The following is a 25,073-nucleotide window of genomic DNA, read 5'->3' on the forward strand; positions in this document are numbered from 1 at the left end:
GGATAAACAATGCCATTACTTTCCAAGATCCGCATGTTTAAACCACTTCTCACGGCGCTTGCCCTGGCTTCCGTTCTCCTTTGTGCCTCGATTGCTGTGGCGCAGAGCGTGACGCCTGCGAGCCCACAGCCAGAAAGTGTTCAGCGCTTTATCGGCATGTTCTCGGATCCGGATGTCCAGCGCTTCCTGCAGCAGCAATCGGCAGCAGCCAAGACCGCGGCGGAACCGCCCTTGGAAACCCGGAACGCAGACCCTTCATTCTCGGAATTCACGATGCGATTCCGTGCCCATGCCTCTAGTCTTCTCGACGCCATCCAGTCCTTTCCCCTGGAGACGATGCGAGGCGGGGCCGTACTCGAACGGGACATCCAGGCGAATGGCGGGACGCGGCCGATCTTCCTGGTCGCTGCCTTCGTCGCCGTCGGGCTGGCCGCGCAATGGCTGTTCTGGTGGATCAGCGCCGGCTGGCGCTCATGGATGGCGCGCGCGCCCTTTGCGACGGTTCGCGAGAGGATGATCGCAATGGCCGCGAGGCTTCTGTGGGCGGCATGTTACGTCCTTTCCTTCGGCCTCGGCAGCATCGGCTTCTTCCTGCTGTTCCAATGGCCGCCCGTTATCAGGGAAATGGTCGTGGGATACCTCTTCGCGATCGTGATCTTCCGTCTGGCGAGCGCTCTTTTCGAGGTGTTTTTGGCACCAAGGGCCGAGGAAGAAGGTCGGTTTCGTGTCGTGCCGATCACAGGGGACGCCGCCGGCCATTGGGCAAAACGCCTCGGTTACCTCGTCGGCTGGTATGCCTTTGGCTGGGTGACGATCCGACTGCTCGGCACGCTCGGCTTTTCCGTCCCGGCCCGGCAACTCGTCGCCTATGCTCTCGGCCTCGTGCTCCTCGTCATCGGTATCGAAGCCGTCTGGAGGCGTCCGTCCCAATTGGCTTCCGGTCAAGCCGGCCGGATCGGCCTGCGGGCGCGGAATTGGCTCTGGACGGTCTATTTCGTTGCCGTCTGGCTGCTGTGGGTGGTCGGCGCCATGAGGCTGTTCTGGATGGCGGTGGTTTGCGCCGCGCTGCCCGGTGCCATCGCCCTCACGAAGGCGTCGGTTAACAATATTCTGCGCTCTTCCACGGACGAAGAGGACGGCCACAAGAAAGGCACCGTCGTCTCGGTGATCGTCGAGCGCGGCATCAGAGCGGCGCTGATCGTCGGCGCCATCATCCTGCTTGCCGACGCGCTCGATATCAGGCTGACGCAGATGACGATGCAGGATTCGCCGCTTCTACGTCTCGTGCGCGGCCTCCTCAGCGCCGGGATCATTCTCCTGGTCGTCGATCTCGCCTGGAGCGTCGTGAAAGTCCTGATCGATCGCAAGCTCGGCGACACCGAAGCCGTCCTTGAAATCGGCAGCGAGCGGGAGCGGCGGCGCACACGCCTCAGAACCCTGCTGCCGATCCTTCGCAATTTCCTCATGATCCTCTTCAGTGCCATCGCGATCATGATGGCGCTTTCATCGCTGGGGGTCGAAATCGGTCCGCTGATCGCAGGCGCCGGCGTGGTTGGCGTTGCGATCGGCTTCGGGGCGCAGACTGTCGTCAAGGACGTGATCAGCGGGATGTTCTACCTGCTCGACGACGCCTTCAGAGTGGGAGAGTATATCCAGAGCGGCAGCTACAAGGGCACCGTCGAGTCGTTCAGCCTAAGATCCATCAAACTCCGGCACCAGCGCGGCGCGGTCTACATCGTGCCCTTCAGCGAGCTTGGAGCAGTCCAGAACATGAGCCGCGACTGGGCGATCGAGAAGATGACGATCACCATCACCTACGATTCCGACATCGAGAAGGCCCGCAAGATCATCAAGAAGATCGGCCTGGAGCTGTTCGAGGATCCGGAGTTCAAACCGACGACGCTCGAGCCGCTGAAGATGCAGGGGATCGATAGCCTGGGGGACTCCGGCCTGCTCCTGCGCATGAAGGTCATGACCCTTCCCGGCCAGCAGTTCACGCTGAAGCGTCGAGCTCTGCGGATGATCCACGAGGCGTTCAACGAAAACGGCATCAAGCTCGCCGTGCCCACAGTTCAGGTCTCGGGCGGCAAGGACGACGCGGTCGCAGCCGCTGCCCAGCAGACGCTGGCAGCACACAACGCAGCCGCGGCCGCAAACTCGGCCTGAGGGCGGAATCTTCGAGGAAACGAACACACACGAGAGCAATGGGAGGAAATGAAATGAAGATCCTGGTTATCCCTACGCAAATGCTTGCGACACTTGCCGTCATCATGACGGTCTGCGCACCCGTCCTCGTTCCCACGACGGCCGAAGCCCGTCGCGGCGTAGCGGCATGCGGCCCGAGAGGCTGCGGTGCTGCGGCCTGCGGACCGCGCGGATGCGCTGCAGTCGGAAGCACCCGTCCTGCCGTTCGGCCGCCCGTCCGGCGCGGCGTCGTGGTCGTCGCCCCTCGCCGTTACTGGCGCCCGGGTACGGCAATCGCCGCAGGTGCTGCCATCGGCTTCGTCGCCGGAGCTGCCGCCGTCTCACTGGCAGGCACGCCGCCGCAGTCCGGTCAATGCTGGTACTACACCTCGCCCGCCAAGACGACGGGCTTCTGGGACGTGTGCCCGCGCTGAGCGATCCGTCAGAAAAGCTGACAGCTCGTTTGTTCTCTTCGTCGCCCGCCCTCCCCTGAGTTGGGAGGATCTCGATTTCCAGGTCACAAATCTCAGAGGGTACGTTCCATGGATTTCACAGTCATCGATGCCGCACTCGTCGGAAAACTTCTCCTGCTCCTTCTGATCGGCCTGGGGCCGAAGATCGCCCTGGTGCCGTTTCTGGAGAAGACCCATGCCTTCGATACCGAAACCAAGGCGCGTATCGGCCGCCAGATGGTTTTGGTCGCAGTGGTCACAGCCTTGATCCTTTTTGCCACCGGTGCTCTGCTGATGCGGCTTCTCCATATCACGGGCGGCGCCGTCGCCGTCGCCGGCGGCATCATCCTGGCGCTGATCGCGATCAAGATGGCATCAGGACCAACAGAGAAGCCGCATGACGACATTGCGGTGCCCGTCGATCCCGAAAAGATCGCCGTCTTTCCGCTTGCGGTCCCTTACCTGCTCAATCCTGTCGGCATCACCGTCGTCATCATCGCCTCTGGCGAAGTCGTCTCGATCGCCAGCGCGATACTCGTCATCGGCCTGATCCTGATCGTCGGCGCGTTGGACTATCTGGTGTTCACCAACATCGACAAGCTCGCCAAACGCATGAAGCCTGCCAGTCTGATCGTCTCGGAGGTCGTCTTCGGCATTCTGCTGACCGCAGTGGCAGTCCAACTGATCGTCGTCGGGCTCGGCAATCTCGGGATCATCACCCCGACCGCTGCACACTAGATCGACCAATTTAGGCCCGGTCGGCATGAAATCTCTAAATCAACGAAATAGATCGTGATGTCGTCCGGAACCGCTCGTACTGTTCAGCACATATTCGCCTGCATATCTGCGATTCCTTGCGCGGAAAGCCAGGGATTAAGGTCCGCGACAGACTCTAAATGTGTCGCCGATGGCTGGCGGCCGCGCGACGATCATTCAATATCCCTGATGTTATCCATAAGTTCTATTCGTTTGAATGATGAGTTTCCAGCGCCCATATTAGGATCATGGACATGGACGAACCTCCCAATGACGACCGTGTCCCTGACCCAAGAAAGGAACCGGAAAATGACCACGCTCACCTATCGCGGTGGTGGTAAGTCCCTCACCTCCAGTGAAAGCCGCTTCGATCTGGCACATTATGCCCGTAAGCTCGTGCTCGCCTGGACGCGCTGGCAGACGGCCCGCGAAATCGAAGCCATGCCCTTCGACATTCGCAAGGACATCGGCTGGCCGAGCACGGACGACAGCAAACACCGGACCATGTAATGAATGCGACATTCCTCCCAAAATAGGGGCGGCGTCTGCATTGTGCAACGCCGCCTTTTTCATCTTCTGAATGCCCGAATCTGCTTGTCGAATGTCGCTCGCCTTTCCGGCACTGGACGGCGCCGCAACTGCATGCCAGGTGCAAACGCGCTGCGGCAGGCGGGAGCCCCATCAGGCTTTCCAATTACTCCCACCGGCTAATTCTATCGGTTTTCTTTGTAAACGCGGAAGCGAATGATTTCGCGCGGAATTGGAGCAGTTTCAGGCGACCCTGGGCACTGCGCGTGTAGACAAGTTCCGAATCACCGACGTAACGATTCCAAAGTTCAGCGAAATAGATGGCATCCTCTCTTTTTCGGCCGATGATCGAAGGGACTGCATGATAATCCACCCGATTCATCCGCCAGAATGTTGACGACCTTACGAGAATGTAACGGGGATTCTGTGGGGGAACGAGGACTTCCCGTAGAGCGTCGAGAAAGCGGGACCGCTCAATTGTCGTGGCACCCTCAAGCCGGCAATAGATGATGCCGTTTTGGTCGAGCGTCGCCTCGACACTCACTTTTCCCAACTCGGTCCTTATGACGCCCATATGATGCAGCGTCTCCAGAACGGTTATTCCCACCTGCTTCATGCTCCCCTCCAGCGAGCCGTTCCGCAGCAGCAACAGGCTAGCTTTCAGTGCGCCCGGCAAGCAGAAGATGGCCAGTAATGCGAACATAACGAACAGGACCAACTCCAGTTGTTGGAGCGATCGGATGTGTGTAGCGCGAAAGCTGTGCAAGAATCCGTTCAAGATCATACCGGCGAGCGCGGCGCTGTGCGCAAACAGAAACTTTGTCGTATTCCAGTTAACCAGCCCCTTAGGGGCATAGTTGCTCTCCAATGTTTCTTGCATCCTCGCAACGGCGCGTTTGCTGTGCAGCGCGCTATGCCAGCGGGATTTCAGTGATTTGCGGTCTGCAGCCCTCCGTTCCATCATTTTGTTGATCTCATCAACACCGCGCGCATTCCATTTGGCGGTACCCAGCATCAATCGTTGAAAACCGCTTTCGATCAGCGGAGGCTCGCCGAAGGACAAACCCTCAAACGCGTAAAATCGGCGCTTCAGCGCATCGACGTCGCTGCCCAGGTCTATTGTCATAGTGTCAAAGGGATCGGGCGCTTTTCTAGCGGTCGATTTCCTCCCGAAGCGCAGCAATATTCTCTGCTCGAGCTTTTCAGGGTCGATGACCGCCAGATGCCAGACGTTCGCTGCCTTCTGAGGGTTTCGAGGATCGATGCGAATGGCACGACCGCGCATCTGATTGGAGAGTACGTATGATCCCACCGTACTTGCCAGGATCAAAGTGTTTACGGACGGCGCGTCCCATCCTTCACCCAGCAAAGCCTGTGTGCCGACCAGGGCTGTGATCCCGCCGCGACTGAACAGCTCGGTGATTATATGCACGATATTGCGGCTCCGCTCGCCGCAGAGTTCCACGCTCAGAAAGCCTGCATCGAATGCCGCCTGTTGATAACGGATGTGTTCGGCACCGATGCCAAGACGGTCTGCGATCTCGTCAAGAATTCCTTTTGACTCCGCAGGAATGAGAATCAGACTCCCGGTCAGAATTCCAAGCTTGAGATCAAGTTCGGACCGCCGCAGCGTCTCGAAGATTGGCACAACGCCCATTCTCTCGATGGGCTGAAGGTCCGTGGGGGCAGTGGGCAGCGCATCCTTCCTTATATAGTCGGAAAGGATAACCATACGGAGTTCGTCACCCATCGACGCGCTTTCGAGCCGGGTAATATCGACGATCGCGTTGAGCTTGCTCACACTTGATACCAGCAGCTTCTGAACCGATCGTGGATCAGTCAGTCGCACTCTGCTGTGCTCCAGTGCCCTAATTTCCCTCAACCTGTCTTGCTGGCAGCGGATTGCCTCTTCAGCTTCTTCGAAATCATTGCGATAGGTGTAGATAACGCCGTTCAACATTACCTCTATCCATTCAAGCGTCAGATCCGGTATTTCACGCGCCTTGACGCCGAGAATGTCGAGAATCGACTGCGGCAAGTCGACATATTGTGAATTTAGGAAGATCAGCATGCTGGAGAAAAAGCGTGCGTCGTCCAGTATATGCTCCACATTCTCGATCGGCTGCGCAATCCATGGATGACGTAGAATTGCCTCCTTGAATTCTGCACTCTCAAGCAGCGTTTCGATGAAGTCTCCGATCTGCGCGCGAAACTCGGTCAGCTTCTGTGCTTCCAGTGCACTCGGCAGACTGAAGTGGACATAATCCTGGTGTGGGCAAAGATCGCCTTGCAACACAAGTTCCGGCACGGAAATTTCGCCGTCGATCGGCCCGCAAAGCGCCTGATAGCGGTCCCATTCCTGAGGATCTACATCATAAGGAGGCGTAGCTGTCAGCGCGACGACAGTGGGCTGGCCTAGTGCTTCCTTGAGCATCGTCAGCGCCTTCCACCACTCGTTTCTAAGATGGTGCGCTTCATCGAGCACAAGGGTGCGAACCTTCTCCTCGCGCAGCTTCGCGATGATTTTCTTTCTCGCCTTCTCCGTTTCCTGCTTGCCTAGTTCGCCGGATTGCGCCCCGTCGCTGCCCTCCTCTTCACCGTCGAGGATTTCTTCTTCGGACGGATGGCCCGAGAACGCCGCATGCAGAGCTTGATAGGTGATGATCGTGACGGTTCCGGGCGCTTTCACATCGTGGGAAATCCACTCCGGTTCGGCAAGGTCGGCGGGCAAGAACATCGTGCGCAGCCGATGCGCCCATTGGTCCCGAATGGTCTTGCTCGGAGCCAGAATCAAAGTCGCCTCACCGAGCCTGCACATCACTTCAAGACCTAAAACCGTTTTACCGGAGCCGGGTGCCGCGACAATATGCAACCCGTCATCGCCAATGAGATTTGTCAGATCATCAAGTATCTTCTGCTGATATTTTCGCCACTTTCCCTGAAAAGCGAGGTCCTTCATTCACTGCTGCCTCTTGGATCAAATGTGATGAGTCGTCGCGGAGGCTGCGACTAAAATGCTCTTCAGGAGACACTGCACCATCTTGGCGCGCGTCATGCAGCGCCAGTTATGCTCCCCGCAGTCCTTTTGACGAAATTTCAACGTCAGCGCAACGACATCAGGTCACTATAATGAATGCGACATTCCTTCCAAAATAAGGGCGGCGTCTGCACCATGCAACGCCGCCTTTTTCGTGGCCTCACCATCCATTCCTAAGCTATTTTCAACATTGAATTTCAGTCGCCTATTAGCCTGTCTTTTGCCCTGCCCGCAGCCATTCCGGCCGTTTCACCGGCCAAATCGCGGGCGATGTCGCATATTTGCTCTTCCCGGCCGCATTTTTCCATGCCAGTGTCGCTTTCAGGACATCGGCGCGACGCATTCCGCGCAACGAATGTGTCATCGCCCCTCGAGCATGGATTTCGCTATGAACAGGATGCAGATCAAGAAGCGTTCGGTAGTCTTCTTTATGGTACCGCAATTCACCATGCTGCCCTTTTCGGCGGCCGTGGATACCTTGCGCATCGCCAATCGCATGCTCGGCTACCAGGCCTATACCTGGCGGCTGACCTCCGTAGATGGAGAAAAGGTCTATTCTTCCTGCGGCATCGGCGTCGAGGCAAATTCCTCGCTTGCCGAGGAGCGCCGTCATCTCGGCGGCGAAAACCGGCCGGGCATGGTGCTCGTCTGTTCCGGCATCGATGTCGAGCAGTTCAACAACAAGTCGGTCAATGCCTGGCTGCGTGAATGCTACAATCGCGGCGTCGCCGTCGGCAGCCTCTGTACGGGCGCGCATGTGCTTGCCCAGGCCGGTCTCCTGAACGGCAAGCGCTGCGCCATCCACTGGGAAAACCTGCCGGGCTTTTCGGAAGCCTTCCCACAGGCGGAGGTCTATGCCGATCTCTACGAGATAGACGGCAATCTCTACACCTGCGCCGGCGGCACCGCCTCGCTCGACATGATGCTCAACCTCGTCGGCGAGGATTTCGGCGAAAGCCTCGTCAACCGCATCTGCGAGCAGCACCTGACCGACCGCGTGCGCAACCCGCACGACCGCCAGCGTCTGCCGCTGCGCGCCCGCCTCGGCGTGCAGAACGCCAAGGTACTATCGATCATCGAACTGATGGAAGGCAATCTCGCCGAGCCGCTGTCACTGATCGAGATCGCCGACGGCGCCGGCCTCTCGCGCCGCCAGATCGAGCGGCTGTTCCGTCAGGAGATGGGCCGCTCGCCGGCCCGCTACTATCTGGAAATCCGCCTCGACCGTGCGCGCCACCTCCTGGTGCAGTCCTCGATGCCCGTCGTCGAGGTTGCCGTCGCCTGCGGCTTCGTCTCGGCCTCGCATTTCTCCAAGTGTTATCGCGAACTCTACCATCGCTCGCCGCAGCAGGAGCGCGCCGAGCGCAAGATGACCATGGCGACGGCAAGGCAGGCGGTCGCCGCGTGAGACATAACGATCTAACGGCAGCAAAAACCGTCACTTCGGTTGCTGCTGCCCGGGTAGATCGTCGGGCCGAATGACCGGTGTCTTGCCTTCCTCCGGCGCGGGCCTGCTGAAATCGCTGTCCCCGGTCGGGGGCGGCTTCAGTACACCGTTGCAATCGTCCATCTTTTGCGACAACGAGCCGTCCTTGGCCGCCTTCCCGGCGTCCTCCGCTGCCGACTGATTGTTTTGATCTGCAGGCGATGCAGTGCAACGTTCCGAGCCGGCCGACGGTTGTTCTTTTGTCTGTCCAATAACGTTTGAACTTGAAAATGCGACCATCGCAAAGATCAATGCAGCTTGGATACGCATTGGCTTTTCCCGCGCCGCTTCAGCCTCTCGCGCCGCCGGTCTGGGAGTGTGCGCCACCTGGCCTGGAGATGTGGGAAAGCGCCGATGCTGCAGCCCCGTCACTGGACGTCACCGCGATGTCTCCAAGCGACAGGATGCCGACGAGGCGCTTGTTCCGATTGACAACCGGCAGGCGACGAATTTGTTGATCGCCGAGGTTCTCAAGCACGTCATTAACATCATCGTCTTCGAAGCAGTATTTCACATCGGCAGTCATCACATCCGCAATCTTGGCATCCGGCCCTTTGCCACGGGCAACAGCGCGGACGGCAATGTCTCTATCCGTGATCATTCCCACCAGCCGGTCCCGATCGCCAACCGGAACCACACCCGCATCAATGTCTGCCATCATTTGTGCGGCATCCTGGATTGACTGGTCGGGGCGAGCGACCAGAACGTCGCGCGTCATGGCTTCCCTGACTTGCATGATGAATCCTCCGTTAACGGTTGATTCCACTAAACTTGCGGCCCAGGCATTTGTTCCACGTCGCCGCGCTGGAATTTGGCTGGAACGTCTGGTTCACAACAGGAACCTGACCGGTCCTCATGCCGCCGTCGCCATCGTCAACAGGTTTTCGGAAACAAAGCCCAACGCAACGCCACCGGCACCGCCGACGCATTTCAGCTCGCGTTTTCGGATAGGCGAGCTGAAATGAGGTGCGCGCTATTGCGCCGCCTCCTCCGTCATCTTGACGTCGGAATATACCTGGTTGCGGCCCCTATGCTTGGCCATGTAGAGGAACTGGTCGGCGGCGTTGAGGTAATTCTCGAAGGTCTCGTAACCGGCGATCTCGGCGATGCCGATCGAGATCGTGACGCCGAGTTCCTCGTCGTCGGCCGTGACTTTCAGTCGCGAAATGTCCGACCGGATCTCGTCGCAGAGCTTGGTCGCGGCAGCGGAATCCATCTGAGGAAAGAGGATGGCGAATTCCTCGCCCCCGAGCCGCGACAGAAGATTGTCGCTGCCCTCGAAGATCGTAAACAGCCTGTTTGCGACAGCCTTCAGCACCTTGTCGCCGATCTCGTGGCCATAGGTGTCGTTCAGCCGTTTGAAATGGTCGATATCGAGAATGGCGACGGAACTCGGCACCTTCAGCCGCAGGCACTCATTCACCAGCTTCGGGCCGTTGTCGTAGAAATAGCGGCGGTTATAGAGACCAGTCAGGTAATCGCAGGCCGCCGCTGCCCGGAGTTGCCGCATCTGCGCCAGAGTTTCGGCGTTGTTGGCGATGCGGCATTGCAGCTCCTCGGCAACGAAGGGCCGGTAGACGAAATCGCTGGCGCCGGCCTTCAGGAAACTCGCCGAAAGCATGCGGTCGTTGGAGGAGGAAACGCCGATGACACGCAGCCTGTCCGAACCGAAGCGATGGCGGATGCGCCGCGTCAGCTCATAGCCGCTCATATCGGGCATATGATGGTCGGTGACGACGAGTTCGATATCGCTGTAGGCCTCGAGCGCCGCCAGCGCCTCGAGCCCCGAATTTGCCTCGACGACGAGATATTGCTGTGCCTTCAGCAGGTCGACGAGCACCTGGCGCGCCGAGACGACGTCGTCGACGACGAGCACGCGCGTCTTGCGGTTGGAGATCGCCCGCCGGACGGTGGCGACCAGATTGTCGAGCGCGAACTCATTGTCCTTCAGCACGTAATCGATGACATTGCGCTCCATGATCTTGTTGCGCGTGTTGAGATCGAATGTCGCAGTGAAGACGATGGCCGGGATATCGTGCTCGATCGTGCAGTCGAGCGCTTCGCCATAGGGCGAATCCGGCAGGTTGAGATCGACGACGGCCATGGTGTAGCCGTGACCGTCGTCGGCAAGTTCCTTGCGAAGAGCTTTCAGCGACGGGCAGGATTTGACGGCAAGGCCGAGCTCTGTCTGGAACCGGTGACAGAGCACGGCGGAAAACATCCGGGAATCTTCAACCAGAAGTATCTTGAGCCCGCCGGAGCGCAGCCCGATGCCATCTCGCTGGAAATCCGCTTGAAAAGCCACAGCCCCTACTCCCCGACGGGCTCGACTCGGCCCTTTCCCCGGCGAGGACGATAACCGAGAGGCGTGTGCGCGTGAAGGGGATAAATAGCGGCGACATTACCTGTAATTGCAGAAATTCTGCGACTGTCCCCGAGCGTGATATCCGGCCCCCTGGCAATACCGATACTGGAAGAGCCGTCAGGCAACCGCCCGTTCCTTGCGCATCGATTGAATCTGCAGCAGCGTATCGAGGTTCTGGTTGACGCGGCAGTAGAACTCCTCGTCGATGAAGGGACGCAGCATGAAATCATTGCCGCCGGCCTTCAGGAATCGTGCCGAAAGCAGCCGGTTCGAAGAGGAGGAAACGCCGATGATGCGCAGCTCGTGCGAGCCGATATTGGCGCGGATGCGCCGCGTCAGCTCGAAGCCGTCGATGTCGGGCATATTGTAGTCGGTGATGACAAGGCCGATATCGCGATTGCCCTTCAGGATTTCCAGCGCCTTGCCGCCGCTTTCGGCGACGCTGACACGGAAATTATAGCGCTTCAGCCGGCTCGACAGCAGGGCGCGCGCAGTCGCACTATCGTCGACGATCAGCACGTGGTGGCGATGATTGGTGAGGAAGCGGCAGATCGATTCCGCCAGCAGGTCGACGGCGAAGATATTGTCTTTGAGGATATAATCGACGATATCCTTGGCCATCAGCTTGTCGCGCATCTTTTCATGGAAGGTGCCGGTGAAGACTATGGTCGGGATGGAGAGATCGACCAGATATTCGAGCGCTTCGCCGTTTTCGGCGCCGGGCAGGTTGATGTTCGAGATCGCCAGCGTGATCGGATCGGAAGACTTGTCGTAGGAAACCTGCAGATCCTCGAAGCTGCGGCAAATCTCGACATCGATGTCGAACAGCTCCTTGAGGCGTTTGCTGATCATCGATGTGAATACGTTGGAATCTTCCGCGACAAGAATACGCGCACCGGCAAACATTTCCCCGGAATATTGCATCCCCGAAATACCTAGAAACGCCATAGTAAACCTTTGATGTAAAATCTGTCCCCGGATCAAGCTGATACATCAATTGATTTGAATAATTATTAATCGGCGCGCCTGGATATAAATGAAGAGGCGGGCCGATGGGGTCGCCTCCGATTTCTTTGCGGATATGATTAAGAAGTCAGGCGCGAAGTGCCGCGTTCTCGGCATCGAACTGGCTCTCGCCGACAAACGTCGCATTGTAGGTCGATGCGAGGATTTTGATCTTCAGCTTCGTTGCTTCCTTGCGTCGTCCCGCCGCGACCACGTCGGATTTAGACAACTTCCCGCGCGCCCCTTCGGCTGGCACCGCTTGGCAGAAGCGATTATAAACAAACCATTCACCCCGACCCGCCGACAGGTTCGCCTCATGATCCAATCCGACCCGGTGATCGCATGGCTTCTCGACTCCGACCCGTCGATCCGGTGGCAGGTGATGCGCGACCTGCTCGACGCCACGAAGCGGGAGTGGATGGCCGAGCGGGCCAAAGTCGAGACCGAGGGCTGGGGGGCCAGGCTGCTCTCCTGTCAGGACGAGGACGGGCAATGGGCAGGCGGCGCTTTCCTGCCCGCCGGTTTCGACCCTCGGGAGTGGAAGGAGCATGGCCAGCCGTGGACGGCCACGACGTTCTCGCTGTCGCAATTGCGGGAGTTCGGTCTCGATCCCGCCTGCGGCTGCGCCAGGCGCACTGTCAAATTGATCGGCGCCAACGCCCGTTGGGAAGAAGGCAGCCAACCCTATTGGGAAGGCGAAGTCGAAGAGTGCATCAACGGCCGCACCGTCGCCGACGGCGCCTATTTCGGGATCGACGTCTCGCCCATCGTCGAAAGGCTGGCCGGCGAGCGTCTCGACGACGGCGGCTGGAACTGCGAGCGGATCAATGGCTCTGTCCGCTCGTCTTTCGCCAGCACCATCAATGTGCTGGAAGGCTTGCTGGAATACGAGGGAGCGACCGGCGGCACGCATCGGTCTCGAGAGGCGCGCAGGACGGGCGAGGAGTTTCTGCTGGCCCGCAACCTCTTCCGCCGCCTCGGCACCGGCGAGCCGGCCGACGAACGCTTCCTGCGCCTCCTGCATCCGAACCGCTGGCGCTATGACATTTTGCGCGCGCTCGATTATTTCCGCTCCAGCGCAATCCTGACCGGTACCCACCCCGATCCGCGCCTCGGCGACGCAATTGACCACCTTCGTTCCAGACGCTTGCAGGACGGCACCTGGCCGCTCGACGACAGCCCTGCAGGCCGGGTGTGGTTCGAGGTCGATGACGGGCAAGGCAAGCCCTCGCGGTGGGTGACGCTCCGGGCGATGCGGGTGCTCAGATGGTGGGATGCCCAGCCCTCAATCAATGCCTGATGGCAGACCCAGCACGCGCAGGAAATGCACCCATGACTGACTGGTGGTCAGTCAAATCCGATCTTGCTGCCACCCTGCCCTGCCGCGCGATCTTATGTGTCCTTACGCGCAGCAGCCGCTCGCTGCCGATTGCGGCCGACAGCAGGCCGCTGCCTTGCTGTTTTCCTCTGCCAGCCAGCGATCGCGCGGCTTGCAGCTTGCCGGCCGCGGCGAAAGCGAAACATGGACAGCGCCGGCGCGAAGAACCGGCGTCGCCGCGCAATAAAGCTGCATTGGCCGCACGCCGTCGCTGACTTCGAAGGTCAGCTTCGCCGAACCATCCAGTTGCACGTGATCGGAAACCTTGCGGATGATTGCATGGAACTTGCCGGCCGGCATATGCGTGCGGTCGCCTTCCTCGATATCCCAGAGCTGGATGAAGATTTCCGCCCACGCTTCTGGATTGGCGCCGCAATCCAGGCCTGAGAATTGGCCCGCCTTGACCTCGGTGACATGATAGCCAGGCTTCACCGCCTTGCCGTCATAATAGAAAATCAGCGGAGAATCCTTGGCGCCGGTAAGCACACTGAGCAGCAGGCCGAGATCGATGTCGTTCTCTTGAATTTTGCTGTTGTCGATGACGTTCATTTGCGCTAATCCTTGTTTCAATGATTCAAGGATTATTGAAATATGGATCAACGTCAAGCCCTCATCGCATTCGGCGCGCTCTCGCAGGAAACCCGCCTTCACATCGTCCGCATGCTCGTGGTTTCGGGACCCGACGGCATGGCGGCAGGCGCAATCGCTGAGAAGGCGGAGGTCTCGCCCTCTAATATCTCCTTCCATTTGAAAGAGCTGGAACGGTCGGGGTTGATTGCGCAACAGCGTGAATCCCGGTCGATCATTTATACCGCGAACTACGAGGCACTTGGCGGCTTGGTTCGCTTTCTGATGGAAGATTGCTGTTCCGGGCATCCGGAAATCTGCGCCCCTGCCGCGGAGGTCGCGGCCTGCTGCACCCCTAAAATGAAGGAGAAACTGCAATGACCCCTGATCGCGTTTACAATGTGCTCTTTCTCTGCACGGGCAATTCTGCCCGCTCGATCTTGGCGGAATCCATCCTGGAGACCGAAGGCAAGGGTCGATTCAAGGCTTATTCGGCCGGCAGCCAGCCAAAGGGTGAAGTCAATCCCTATGCGCTGAAGGAGCTTGCGGCGCAGGGCTACCCAACAGTCGGTTTCCGCTCAAAGAGCTGGGACGAGTTCGCCGAGCCGGGCGCTCCGGAGATGGACTTCATCTTTACGGTTTGCGACAGCGCTGCCGGCGAGGCTTGTCCCGTCTGGATCGGTCATCCGATGACCGCCCATTGGGGCGTCGAGGACCCCGCGGCCGTCGACGGCAGCGAAGTCGACAAAGGCCGCGCTTTCGCACAGGCCGCCCGATTCCTCAAGAACCGGATCAGCGCCTTTTTGAGCCTGCCTCTTTCCTCGATCGACAAGCTCGCCCTGGAATCGCACCTGCGCCAGATCGGCACGATGGAAGGCGCCAGCACTAAACAGCCCAAGGCGAGCTGATGGATTTCGATTTGAACCAGCAGGCCTTGGAAGGGCACGACGACAGACTTCGCGGCGCGCTCGCAGGCGCCAGGCTTCCGGTCGATGACCTCACAGACGCCGGCCGAAGCTTCTATCGATTTTCACGTGGCGGCGAGACGGTCGGCTTCGGCGGGCTGGAACTCTATGGCGAGACTGTGCTCCTGCGTTCCATTGTCGTGCTGTCCGATCAGCAAGGCTTTGGCTTCGGCCATGCGATCACCCTTGGCCTGCTCGATGAGGCCCAAAGGAAAGGCGCAACCGCCGCCTATCTGTTGACGGAAACAGCCGCCCCCTTCTTTAAATCGCTCGGCTTTCGTCCGATCGGCCGCGATGAAGCGCCGGCCGAGATCCTGACGACGCGGCAGGCCGCAAGCCTCTGCCCGGCATCGGCCGCCCTGATGGTCCGGAGCCTGCCGGCATGAGCGCGCCGGTGTTCCCCCTGTCTCGACGACTGTTCGCCGAAGCGCTCGGCACGCTGCTGCTCGTAGCAACCGTCGTCGGCTCGGGCATCATGGCGGATAGCCTGACGGACGATACGGCGCTTGCGCTGCTCGGCAATACGCTGGCAACGGGGGCAATCCTCGTCGTCCTGATCACGATCTTAGGCCCGATTTCCGGGGCTCATTTCAATCCGGTCGTATCGCTGGTGTTTGCGCTCCGGCGCGAACTGCCTGCCTGGTGCGTTCCCGCCTATATCGCCGCGCAGATCGTCGGCGGCATTGCCGGAACGACGCTCGCTCATGTGATGTTCGCCCTTCCCGTGCTGCAGGTCTCTGAAACCGTGCGCACCGGCGGCGCGCAATGGCTCTCAGAAGTGACGGCAACCTTCGGCCTCGTCTTCGTCATCTTAGCCGGTGTGCGCTTTCGCGCCGATGCCGTGGCATGGCTGGTCGGCCTTTATATCACCGCCGCCTATTGGTTCACCGCTTCCACGTCCTTTGCCAATCCCGCCGTCGCGATTGCTCGATCGCTGACGCACACGTTTTCCGGCATCCGCCCGATCGATCTACCGGGCTTTATCGCCGCTGAAGTCCTCGGCGCCTTGCTGGCGCTGATGCTTGCGGGATGGCTGCTGATGGAAGCCCGCAATCCCAAGACCCTCACCAAGACGGAATCCGCCTCATGACCATAGATGTTACGATCTATCACAACCCCGAATGCGGCACCTCGCGCAACACGCTTGCGATGATCCAGAACGCCGGCATTGAGCCCAACGTTATCGAATATCTGAAAAACCCGCCGTCGCGCGAGCAGCTAATCAAGGTGATTGCGGATGCAGGTTTGAGCGTTCGCGAGGCGATCCGCGAAAAGGGCACGCCCTATGCGGAGCTCGGCCTCGACAACCCTGATCTTACCGACGAGCAATTGCTCGACGCGATGCTGAAAGATCCGATCCTGATCAACCGGCCTTTCGTCGTCACCTCTCTCGGCACGCGCCTGTCGCGGCCGTCGGAACTTGTCCTCGAAATCCTGCCAGAAACGCATCAGGGCGCCTTCACCAAGGAAGACGGCGAGAAGGTGCTCGACGCCGGAGGCAAACGCATTGTCTGATCTGCCTGCCGTATCGCCGATGCATCTGCATCAACCGGATATGAATGCGCTCAGGCCGGCGTTCTCGACGCACAAGCCGCGCATCCTGATCCTTTACGGCTCGTTGCGAGCAGTGTCCTACAGCCGATTCCTCGCACAGGAGGCCGCGCGGCTGCTCGAATATTTCGGCTGCGAAGTGCGCATTTTCAACCCGGAAGATCTGCCGCTGCCTGATGCGGCGCCGGCGAGCCACCCAAAAGTTCAGGAGCTGCGCGAATGGTCGGCATGGTCTGAAGGCCAAGTGTGGGTCAGCCCCGAACGTCATGGCGCGATGACCGGCATCATGAAAGCGCAGATCGACTGGATTCCACTGTCGGTCGGTTCGATCAGGCCGACGCAAGGCAAGACGCTGGCGGTGATGCAGGTCTCCGGCGGCTCCCAGTCCTTCAATGCGGTAAGCCAGCTCCGCATCCTTGGCCGATGGATGCGGATGATCGCAATTCCCAATCAGTCCTCGGTTGCCAAAGCTTTCCAAGAATTCGACGCGGACGGCCGTATGAAACCCTCGTCCTATTACGACCGCGTCGTCGACGTCTGCGAGGAATTGGTGAAGTTCACGCTGCTGACCCGTGATGCCTCGAACTATCTGACCGACCGCTACAGCGAGCGGAAGGAAGAAGTCGAAAAGCTCGAACAGCGCGTGAGCCTCAGATCCCTATGACAATCGTCAGCACCGAACGACCGCCGGTAGCGGCCATAGCCGCGCTCGGGCTGACGCAGATCATCGGATATGGATCGCTTTATTACAGCTTCAGCATCCTCGCCCCCGACATGGCCCACGATCTGGGCTGGTCATCGGAATGGATCTTCGGCGCGCTCTCTGTGGCCCTTCTGATCGGCGGTCTGGCCGCACCTCTCATGGGCACGTGGATCGATCGCTTCGGCGCAGGCAGGATCATGACGTCGGGCTCGGCGATTGCCGCCGCCGCCCTCGTCGCCTGCGCCTTCGCGCCGGGAAAAATCGCTTTCGTCGTGGCATTGATCGGCATCGAGATCGCCTCGAACCTGGTGCAATATGGCGCAGCCTTTGCCCTGCTGGTGCAGATCAGGCCGCAGGTCGCCCAGCGCAGCATCACGTATCTGACCCTGATCGCCGGCTTTGCCTCAACCATATTCTGGCCAATCACCACGGCGCTGCATGCGCATCTCTCATGGCAGAACGTCTATCTGATCTTCGCCGCGCTCAATCTCGTTGTCTGCCTTCCCATTCATGCTTGGCTCTCCCGTGGCGTCAGGCAAACCAGGAGACGGACCGGAGAGGAGGCTGCAAAACGCGTCGAGCCGAGCCTTCCACCGTCGGTGCGCAGGCCGGCCTTTATCCTGATGGTGACGGGCTTTGCTTTGGAAAGCTTCGTGAACTCGGCACTTCTGGTTCACATGGTGCCTGTGATGTCGGCCCTCGGCCTCGGCGCCATGGCAGTGGTGGTCGGAACGCTCTTCGGCCCGTCACAGGTGCTGAGCCGCCTCATCAACATGTTCTTTGGCGAGAGCTTGTCGCAGGTGATGCTCGCGATCATCTGCGCCATCCTGCTGCCGACAGCCCTTGTCATCCTCATCGCCACCGCACCCTCGGTGCCCGGTGCGCTGGTCTTCGCCGTCGCCTTCGGCCTCGGCTCGGGTCTTAACAGCATCGTCTACGGAACCTTGCCGCTCGCGCTCTTCGGAAGCGATGGCTACGGCCGGCGGCAAGGACAAATCATGTCTGTGCGTCTCGTCGTCTCCTCGATGGCGCCGTTCGCGCTTGCCTTCCTGATGGGCAATCTAGGCGCATCGTGGTCACTGTCGATCGCTGCATTGCTCAGCGCCGTCGCCGTTGCCGCATTCTTCGCCATCATGCGGCTGACGCGCCCGGTTGTTGCCCGGCCGGAAACTGTTCCCAATCCCGGAGAAGCTTGAGCGCATTAATTACGACACGCGCTACTTGACGACGGCGGAGCCCTTGACGATGTCGATCGTCTCGCCGCCGTCGAGCCCGATGCGGTCGCCGTCGGGCGTCGTCATGAAACAGCCGGAAGCACAGAGGTTTTCCGAAGCGCCGGCATCGACCACGACCTCGACGCGCTGGCCGCTCTCGGTGATGACGAGCACGACGGCGGCTGGATCGGTGTTGGTGATGGAAGCCGCTTGAGCCGCGGGTGCGGCAAGCAGCGGGACAAGCAGAACGGCGGCAAATCTTGCCATCATGTGCGGTGGCGCTGGCGCGCCCTCCCCTCGAACGATCGGTGCTGCCCCCGGCAGCGATCCCGATAGTGGAGATCATGCACAGATAGCTGTGAATGATGGCTGAATGACCCGTTCAGCCTTTCAGATTGCCGTCCGCCGTCTTGCTGCGCAATTGCCGCACCGGCCGCTCTTCCTCCTCCATGAGCACATCCCCCGATTTTTCCTGCTCGTTGGGTTGATCCCTGCCTGCAACGGGAAGGACGGGAGGAGCGTCCCGATGGATAGTGAGATCGCTCCGCGGCAGCGGGATCTCGATGCCCTCGGCCCTGAAGCGCTGGAGGATCTCGATCCTCAGATTGTTGCGCACCGTCATGCCGTCGCCCATGTCGGCGAGGAAGAAGCGCAGTTCGAAATCCAGCGAATAGGGGCCAAAGCGCAGGAATTCGACATGCGGCTCGGGATTGCGCATGACGAGCGGTATCTTGGCGGTCAGTTCCAGCAAGATATCCATCACCTTCTGCGGATCCGCGTCGTAGCTGACGGAAACGGGAATTTCCGAGCGGCCGATCTTGTTGCGGTGCGTCCAGTTACCGACCAAGCCGTTGATCAGCTCCGAATTCGGCACGATGATCGACTGCTTGCGGAAAGTCTCGATCTCCGTGGCGCGCACCGAAATGCGTTTGACGATGCCTTCAGCCGTGCCGGAAACGACATGGTCGCCGACCTTGAACGGCCGTTCGACGAGCAGGATCAGGCCGGAGACGAAGTTGGAGACGATGTTCTGCAGGCCGAAACCGATACCGACCGAAAGTGCGGAGGCGACGAGCGCGAAGCTCGACAGATCGATGCCGGCCGCCGAAACGCCGATGATCGCCGCGATGCCGACGCCGAGATAGCCGATGCCCGTCTTCACCGAATTGCGCACGCCGAGATCGACATGGCTTCTGGCCATGACATTGCCGTCGAGCCAGCGCTGCAGCCAGCGCGTCAGCAGATAGACACCGGCAAACAAGAGGATTCCCGTGCAGATGCCGAGCAGCGAGATGCTGATGCCGCCGAGCCTGACCTCGGTGAACAACCTGTAGGCAAGAATCTGCAGGTCCTGCACATGGAAGCCCCACATCAGCAGGATCAGCGGGATGCCGACGAGAAGCGCCACCGCATAGATGGCAAGACCGACAAGCAGGCCGGCCTGGTCGATCGCCACCGGCCCGAGCTTGAAACGGCGCGTCAGGAAGCTTGCGAAGAAGGTGTCGCCGAAGCTTTCCTGCCTTGATATCGCCTTGCCGGAAAGCAGGCCGACATACATGGTGACGACCACCGCGCCGGTAATGATGAGCTGCGTGGCGACGAAGCGCGCGAGCCCGACATAACCGGTGAGCGCGGTGAGGATGAGGCCGGTGCCGACGATCCGCAGGATGATCGCCATGCCGCGCGGCCAATGCCTTCCCGGCGCATCGGGATCGCCGTTCTTCGCCAGCATCGGTTTTCCGAACGAGACCGCGATCAGGATCAGGCCGATGATCAGCGCGGCGATCAGGCTTCTGACCACGGTCAGCACCAGCGGCGAGCCCATCGCCTCGCCGATCGTGCCGAACAGATAATCGAGCGCGTTGACGATCGCCATTGCCAGCAAGCAGTAGCCGATCGAGCGCGCGCCGAGATTGGAAAGCCGAACGAGGCGCCAGCGCGGTTCGTGCGGTGCGAAGATGGCATTGACGAAGCGGCCGACGAAATAGACGAGCCCGATCGCCCCGAAGAGCGCGCCGATGACAGGTGCGATGTCGGGCCTGAGCACATTGAAACCGTTGAGGAAGAAGAACGAGGTGACGAGCAGCACCGAGAGCGCCAGCGTGCGGATCAACGTCGACCAGAAGGCGATCGACAGCCGGCCGATATAGGAGGGGTTCTCGACAGCCTCGTCGCGCTGCAGGTCGGAGCCGAATAGCCGGTAGCTGCCGGAGAGAAGGATCAGGGCCGCGGCAAGCGACAGGAAGATCGCGGCAAACATCGGGAAACGCTTGAATTTCCAGACGAAGGTGGCCCAACTGGACAGGGCCTGCGAGAATTCTCTGGCCTCGTGCACGAAGGCGCTGGCGGCATCGTCGAGCACCGAGACCGAAATCTCGGTCCGCCTGAGCAGCGTATCGGCAAACAGCCGCCGCCGCATCTCGGTGATCTCGTTGACGAGCTTCGTCACCGTGATCGACAGGTTTTCGGCATCGCCCGTCAGCGCGTTGATCTGCGCGCGTTCGGCGGCGAGCGCGTTGCGCTCCTGGGTGACGATCTCGGCTTCCGGCGGCTGCCCGTCCTTCGGCGGATCGCCGATCTCGGCAAGCCGATTCTTGATCTGGTCGAAACGCGGCCTGAGATTGACCGATATGGTGATAACGGCGCGGCTGAGTTCATCGGCCTTGGTCGCAAGCCCGACGAGGGCGTCGTCATTGTCGGCATTCTGCTTGACGCCGTCCTGAAGCGCCGTCAGTTGGACCTTCGCCTTGTCGATCTCCTTTGTCGCCTGGTCGAGCGGGCTATCTGCAAGCGGCGCCTGCGCGGACGCCGGTGCCTGCGGCTCCTGCGCGAAAGCCGCAGCACCGTTGAAATGCGCGCCGGCAACCGCCAGCATCAGCAGAAGAATGGTGCGAAGCAGGATCGGTCTCAGCCGCAAAAGCGCCTCCGGGAAAGGTTGTCATCGGAATAGAATGCCAGCTTGTCTTAGTAAAGAAAGGCGACAGAAAGGCGGAAGCTCCCTGGAAAGACTTAGAAACCGGCGCCGGGCTTGGAGAGATAGTCGCGTTCCCTCGCCGTCGACTCCCGCCCGAGCATGGCATTGCGGTGCGGAAAGCGGCCAAAGGCAGCGATCACGTCGCGGTGGCGGATCGCATAATCGAGATATTCTTCATCGCCAAGCGCGGCGAACAACGCTACCGATCGCTCCTGTTCGCCAAGGTCTTCGGCATGTTCGAAAGGCATGTAGAAAAAGGTGCGGCACGCGGCTTCTACCAACAGATCGGCGCCGGATGCCAGTGCGAGTTTGGCTTCGCGAAGCGCCAACCCGTCGGTTGCAACGGCAAGCGCCGTGCCGCGATAGATATTGCGGGGAAACTGGTCGAGCACGATCACAGCCGCCAGCCGGCTCTCCGCATCCGCCCGCCATTCGGCGCCAACATCCGCTGCAAGGGCCAGATGGGTATCGCGAAAGACCGTGCTGATCTCCGCGTCGAGGTCCGGCGTCGCGCGGAACCACAGCTCCCGGCCGCATCTGACGAACCAGAAATCATAGACTTCGCGTGGCGTACGGATAGTCGTCATGCTTTCTCTCCCCGTCTGCAAGCTGTTGTAAATATAGGGTAAACGGCGTGGCGTGAGGCCCCCTCATCCGGCTGCCGCCACCTTCTCCCCGAGGGGAGAAGAGACTTGCGGCAGCGCCTCGTTCCCCCTTCTACCCAGCGGGGAGAAGGTGCCGGCAGGCGGATGAGGGGGCTGCAAACTCAGCGCCGGACGGGGAAAATCCCCTACTTCCCCTCATCCAACGAAAACACCAGCGTCGCCTTGGTTCCGTCGTGGCCGGGGTCATAGGCGAAATCCGATTTCAGGCTGGCGGCCATTGCCGTCAGAATGCGTGTGCCGAGGCCCGTTCCTTTCGCCGGGCTCGACGGGTCGAAACCCGCGCCGTCATCCTCGACGATGACGCGTAATGCGCCATCTGTCTGGTCGACCATGACGCGGATCTCGCCCGGCACGCTCTCCGGATAGGCATATTTGAAGGCATTGGTGACGAGCTCGCTCACGATCAGCCCGAGCGTAATCACCTTGTCGGTCGCCAGATTGACCGGCTGCGCGGTAAGTACGATGCGGTGCGGCCGCTTGTCGTCGCGCATCGAGGTTTCGAGTTCGGTGAGCAGGCTGTCCAGATATTCGTCGACCTGCACCGAGCCGACCTGGCGGTTGGTATAGAGCCGGCGGTGCACGCTGGCGATGGCGTTGATGCGCATCTGGGTTTCGTGCAGCGCGTCGATCGCCACTTGGTCGGTGGTCATCGAGGATTGCATGCGGATCAGCGCGCCGACGAGGCCAAGGCTATTGGCGATACGGTGATTGACTTCGGCGAGCAGCATTTCGGCAAGGTCGCGCTGCTGTCGGATCATCTCCTGCGCCTGCGCCGTCTCGCGGCGAAAACGCGTCCGCTCCAGCGCCTGTTCGAGGGCGGCGGCCAGCAGGTCGAAATAGTCGGCCGAGATCCCTTTGAGCATGTAATCGTCGGCGCCGGCCTTCAGCGCCGCGACCGCGATGCTGATATCGTCCGAACCCGTCGCATAGATGACCGGCGGGTGATCCGGCATCGCCGCGATGCTGGGCAAGATATCGAGGCCGGTCTCGCCAGCCAGGACATGATCAAGCACGACGGCGTCGATACCGCCTTCGCCCAGTCTCGCAAGGCCTGCAGCGCCGCTCTCGGCCCACTCGACCGAAAAGCCGCGCCGACGGAGGTTTTTCTGCATCAGTAGAGCAAGCCCCTCGTCGTCGTCGATATAGAGGATGTGGATCAGGGCATCCGCATCGCCGCTAGAATTGTTCATTCCGTCTCCCGGCGTTCTCTCGCAGCGACGACCGCCCGCAAGCGTCCGAGTCGTCCGCATAGCAATGTCGTATTGCATTGGCCGCCTGGGGTAAACAGCGGTTGTCCCTCGCTCTTGTCGCAGGCGGCGCGGAAGGAGGATGTCGGGAATCCGGCATTTTCAGAACATGACCCTGGGCTGGCGAGCATCCCTATGGAAGCCGTTGAAGGAGATGGGAAAACGAAAACCTGAAATGAGATGCATCAACGCCAAGCGACCCGTTTGGTTCCGTGGATAAGCTAATTTTTCTGGAATTTCCGATGACCCGATACTTCGGCTCCAGCCTCCGCCGGCAAATGCAGGAAGCGCAGCGATGAGACGACGCCGATCACGCCGACTACGATGAAAGCCCAGCGGAAATCGGCAAGGACGGGATTGCCGGCGCCCCTGAGAGCAGAGGCGATGTTGAGCACGGCCGCCGCCACTGCCACGCCGAGCAGCATCGATACCTGCTGCAGCATGCTCGACAGCGTCGAGGCCGAGCTTCGCTGCGCGGGGCCGATATCGGCGAAGGCGAGTGTGTTCAGCGCGGTGAATTCCATCGACCGTGAGAGACCGGCGAGAAAAAGCAGCGCATGGATGAAAAACGGCGGCGTCGTCGGCGACAGGAAACCGCAGGAGACGATCGAAAGCGCGGCGATCAGCCCGTTGACCCCAAGCACGGTACGAAAGCCGTAGAAGCGCAGCAGCGGCGTCGTCACCGCCTTCATGCTGAAATTGCCGAGGAAATAGACGAGCAGATAGGTGCCGGCGGCAATCGAGCTCAGGCCGAAGCCGAGTTGGAAGAGCAGAGGCAGCAAAAACGGCGTCGCATTGATCGCCATCCGGCAGGCCGTGCCCGCCGACAATGTCGACATCGAGAAGGTCTGGATGCGGAAGGCCGAAAGGTCGAGCAGCGGATTGTCGACGGCGAGGAAATGCCGCGTCGCCATGACCGACAGCACGATGCCCGCCGCCAGCATTGATATCACGGGCAAAAGCCCGCCGTCCCATTTGACCGAGAGTTCGAGGGCGGCGAGCAGGAAGGTCAGCCCCGCAGCGCTCAGCACAAAGCCCACGAGATCCAGCCGGCCGGGATTGGTCTCGCGCTGCTCCGGCACGAAGCGCAGCACCAGCGCCATGCCGACAATGCCGATCGGGATGTTGATCAGGAAGTTCCAGTGCCAGCTGGCATAGGTGGTGATGAAGCCGCCGAGCACCGGGCCGAGCACCGGCGCCGTCAGTGCCGGCCAGGTGATCAGCGCGATCGCCTGGACGAGTTCCGACTTGCGGGCGTTCTTGAGCACGATGATGCGCCCGACCGGCGTCATCAGTGCACTGCCTGCGCCCTGGATGGCGCGCCACAGCACGAATTCCGCAAGGCTGCCGGACAGCCCGCAAAACAGCGAGGCGCCGGTGAAGACGGCGATCGACATCAGAAAGATGCGGCGCGCGCCGAACCGATCGCCGAGCCAGCCGGACAGTGGAATGAAGGCGGCCATCGTCAGCATGTAGACGGTGATGCCGATGCTCATCGACACCGGCTGCACGTTAAAGCTTGCCGCCATCTGCGGCAGCGAGGTGGTGACGATCGTGCCGTCGAGGATCTGCATGAAGAAGGAAACGGCAACAACCAGCGCCACGATCTTCGCCTGGCGGCCGCTCGCGGCCTCTTGCCCATTCTCGCTCGTCTCTGCCGTGGTCATCGATCTGCCAATAAAAATTCCGGATGACGCGGCAGGGAAACAGGAAGGAAGCCGATCGGAGATCTGCCGCGCGGGGGAGCGCGGACATGGAAAGCCGCGCACTGGCTGAATACGCCCGTTGCATCCGGCCGGAAAGGCTAAATCTCGCACTGCGCAGGAATATTCCCGATGCGGCTGGATAGCTGACCGCTATCGACCCAAGACAGGATACAAGAAAAAGGCCCCACCGAAGCGAGGCCAAGCTTGAACCGCTCCGGGGAAAAACAGGAGCGGCGTGCAGTCCATACCGTGCGATCGATGTCGCAGCGAGGCCAGATGTCGCTGCATCG

The 25,073-nt window shown here is 60.4% G+C and carries 25 protein-coding genes; 13 read left to right on the top strand and 12 right to left on the bottom strand.

Annotated features, from left to right (window positions below):
- Positions 1-9: 9 nt before the first annotated feature.
- The 4 genes from ACIPSK_RS11295 to ACIPSK_RS11310 all read left to right on the top strand — a co-directional run bounded on the left by ACIPSK_RS11295 (position 10) and on the right by ACIPSK_RS11310 (position 3,902).
- Positions 10-2,166, top strand: a complete 2,157-nt coding sequence (locus ACIPSK_RS11295) for a mechanosensitive ion channel family protein (RefSeq protein ID WP_162117304.1) — start codon at positions 10-12, stop codon at positions 2,164-2,166.
- A 53-nt stretch (positions 2,167-2,219) separates the two neighbouring features.
- Positions 2,220-2,618, top strand: a complete 399-nt coding sequence (locus ACIPSK_RS11300) for a hypothetical protein (protein ID WP_162117305.1) — start codon at positions 2,220-2,222, stop codon at positions 2,616-2,618.
- A 108-nt stretch (positions 2,619-2,726) separates the two neighbouring features.
- Complete coding sequence (locus tag ACIPSK_RS11305; protein WP_162117306.1) at positions 2,727-3,374, top strand: MarC family protein; 648 nt, start codon at positions 2,727-2,729, stop codon at positions 3,372-3,374.
- Positions 3,375-3,701: 327 nt separating this feature from the next.
- Positions 3,702-3,902 carry a hypothetical protein gene (locus tag ACIPSK_RS11310; protein ID WP_024322122.1) on the top strand — a complete coding sequence of 67 codons (201 nt, stop codon included), beginning with the start codon at positions 3,702-3,704 and terminating at the stop codon, positions 3,900-3,902.
- 184 nt (positions 3,903-4,086) lie between these two features.
- On the opposite strand, the gene ACIPSK_RS11315 is transcribed toward ACIPSK_RS11310, so the two are convergent.
- Positions 4,087-6,879: a DEAD/DEAH box helicase family protein gene (locus ACIPSK_RS11315; RefSeq protein ID WP_017964710.1), complete on the bottom strand. Its 2,793-nt coding sequence runs from the start codon at positions 6,877-6,879 to the stop codon at positions 4,087-4,089.
- A gap of 466 nt (positions 6,880-7,345) precedes the next feature.
- Here ACIPSK_RS11315 and ACIPSK_RS11320 point away from each other — a divergent pair, with 466 nt between their 5' ends.
- Entirely contained in the window at positions 7,346-8,365 is a 1,020-nt protein-coding gene (locus ACIPSK_RS11320) for a GlxA family transcriptional regulator (protein ID WP_003540607.1), read from the top strand.
- Positions 8,366-8,395: 30 nt separating this feature from the next.
- On the opposite strand, the gene ACIPSK_RS11325 is transcribed toward ACIPSK_RS11320, so the two are convergent.
- From ACIPSK_RS11325 to ACIPSK_RS11345, 5 genes are all read right to left on the bottom strand, one after another.
- Complete coding sequence (locus ACIPSK_RS11325; protein ID WP_162117307.1) at positions 8,396-8,713, bottom strand: hypothetical protein; 318 nt, start codon at positions 8,711-8,713, stop codon at positions 8,396-8,398.
- 19 nt (positions 8,714-8,732) lie between these two features.
- A complete protein-coding gene (locus ACIPSK_RS11330; RefSeq protein ID WP_017964713.1) occupies positions 8,733-9,179 on the bottom strand; it encodes a CBS domain-containing protein in 447 nt (148 codons plus the stop codon).
- Positions 9,180-9,416: 237 nt separating this feature from the next.
- A complete protein-coding gene (locus ACIPSK_RS11335; RefSeq protein ID WP_162117308.1) occupies positions 9,417-10,748 on the bottom strand; it encodes a diguanylate cyclase in 1,332 nt (443 codons plus the stop codon).
- A gap of 177 nt (positions 10,749-10,925) precedes the next feature.
- Positions 10,926-11,756, bottom strand: a complete 831-nt coding sequence (locus tag ACIPSK_RS11340; protein WP_032985103.1) for a response regulator — start codon at positions 11,754-11,756, stop codon at positions 10,926-10,928.
- 145 nt (positions 11,757-11,901) lie between these two features.
- Positions 11,902-12,042, bottom strand: coding sequence for a hypothetical protein (locus ACIPSK_RS11345; protein ID WP_162117309.1), 141 nt, complete (start codon positions 12,040-12,042; stop codon positions 11,902-11,904).
- An 87-nt stretch (positions 12,043-12,129) separates the two neighbouring features.
- Between ACIPSK_RS11345 and ACIPSK_RS11350 the strand changes: the two genes are divergently transcribed.
- Positions 12,130-13,113 (top strand): squalene cyclase, encoded by a 984-nt coding sequence (locus tag ACIPSK_RS11350; protein ID WP_162117310.1) that lies wholly within the window; start codon positions 12,130-12,132, stop codon positions 13,111-13,113.
- A gap of 102 nt (positions 13,114-13,215) precedes the next feature.
- On the opposite strand, the gene ACIPSK_RS11355 is transcribed toward ACIPSK_RS11350, so the two are convergent.
- Positions 13,216-13,740 (bottom strand): DUF6428 family protein, encoded by a 525-nt coding sequence (locus tag ACIPSK_RS11355; RefSeq protein ID WP_162117311.1) that lies wholly within the window; start codon positions 13,738-13,740, stop codon positions 13,216-13,218.
- Positions 13,741-13,782: 42 nt separating this feature from the next.
- Between ACIPSK_RS11355 and ACIPSK_RS11360 the strand changes: the two genes are divergently transcribed.
- Genes ACIPSK_RS11360 through arsK form a run of 7 tightly spaced genes read left to right on the top strand, consistent with a single transcriptional unit; the run spans position 13,783 to position 18,173 of the window.
- Positions 13,783-14,139 carry an ArsR/SmtB family transcription factor gene (locus tag ACIPSK_RS11360; protein ID WP_003540616.1) on the top strand — a complete coding sequence of 119 codons (357 nt, stop codon included), beginning with the start codon at positions 13,783-13,785 and terminating at the stop codon, positions 14,137-14,139.
- Positions 14,136-14,666 (top strand): arsenate reductase ArsC, encoded by a 531-nt coding sequence (locus ACIPSK_RS11365; RefSeq protein ID WP_162117312.1) that lies wholly within the window; start codon positions 14,136-14,138, stop codon positions 14,664-14,666. The genes ACIPSK_RS11360 and ACIPSK_RS11365 overlap by 4 nt, the downstream gene beginning before the upstream one ends.
- On the top strand, positions 14,666-15,109 hold the full coding sequence (gene arsN2, locus ACIPSK_RS11370; RefSeq protein WP_162117313.1) for an arsenic resistance N-acetyltransferase ArsN2: 444 nt from the start codon (positions 14,666-14,668) through the stop codon (positions 15,107-15,109). Before ACIPSK_RS11365 ends, arsN2 begins: the two co-directional genes overlap by 1 nt.
- Positions 15,106-15,813 (top strand): aquaporin, encoded by a 708-nt coding sequence (locus ACIPSK_RS11375; protein WP_162117314.1) that lies wholly within the window; start codon positions 15,106-15,108, stop codon positions 15,811-15,813. The genes arsN2 and ACIPSK_RS11375 overlap by 4 nt, the downstream gene beginning before the upstream one ends.
- On the top strand, positions 15,810-16,238 hold the full coding sequence (arsC, locus tag ACIPSK_RS11380; protein ID WP_162117315.1) for an arsenate reductase (glutaredoxin): 429 nt from the start codon (positions 15,810-15,812) through the stop codon (positions 16,236-16,238). The genes ACIPSK_RS11375 and arsC overlap by 4 nt, the downstream gene beginning before the upstream one ends.
- On the top strand, positions 16,231-16,938 hold the full coding sequence (arsH, locus tag ACIPSK_RS11385) for an arsenical resistance protein ArsH (protein ID WP_162117316.1): 708 nt from the start codon (positions 16,231-16,233) through the stop codon (positions 16,936-16,938). Before arsC ends, arsH begins: the two co-directional genes overlap by 8 nt.
- Positions 16,935-18,173: an arsenite efflux MFS transporter ArsK gene (arsK, locus tag ACIPSK_RS11390; RefSeq protein ID WP_162117317.1), complete on the top strand. Its 1,239-nt coding sequence runs from the start codon at positions 16,935-16,937 to the stop codon at positions 18,171-18,173. Before arsH ends, arsK begins: the two co-directional genes overlap by 4 nt.
- Before the next feature lie 21 nt (positions 18,174-18,194).
- Here the strand turns inward: arsK and ACIPSK_RS11395 are convergent, their stop codons facing one another.
- From ACIPSK_RS11395 to ACIPSK_RS11415, 5 genes are all read right to left on the bottom strand, one after another.
- Positions 18,195-18,461 carry a hypothetical protein gene (locus tag ACIPSK_RS11395; RefSeq protein ID WP_162117318.1) on the bottom strand — a complete coding sequence of 89 codons (267 nt, stop codon included), beginning with the start codon at positions 18,459-18,461 and terminating at the stop codon, positions 18,195-18,197.
- Between the two features lie 112 nt (positions 18,462-18,573).
- Positions 18,574-21,108, bottom strand: a complete 2,535-nt coding sequence (locus tag ACIPSK_RS11400; protein WP_446532928.1) for a mechanosensitive ion channel domain-containing protein — start codon at positions 21,106-21,108, stop codon at positions 18,574-18,576.
- A gap of 92 nt (positions 21,109-21,200) precedes the next feature.
- Positions 21,201-21,752: a DUF924 family protein gene (locus tag ACIPSK_RS11405; protein ID WP_017964725.1), complete on the bottom strand. Its 552-nt coding sequence runs from the start codon at positions 21,750-21,752 to the stop codon at positions 21,201-21,203.
- 203 nt (positions 21,753-21,955) lie between these two features.
- A complete protein-coding gene (locus ACIPSK_RS11410; protein WP_017964726.1) occupies positions 21,956-23,020 on the bottom strand; it encodes a sensor histidine kinase in 1,065 nt (354 codons plus the stop codon).
- 278 nt (positions 23,021-23,298) lie between these two features.
- Positions 23,299-24,744 (bottom strand): MFS transporter, encoded by a 1,446-nt coding sequence (locus tag ACIPSK_RS11415; RefSeq protein ID WP_162117320.1) that lies wholly within the window; start codon positions 24,742-24,744, stop codon positions 23,299-23,301.
- Between the last annotated feature and the right edge of the window lie 329 nt (positions 24,745-25,073).

The organism is Rhizobium sp. LARHSG275 (assembly GCF_052871115.1).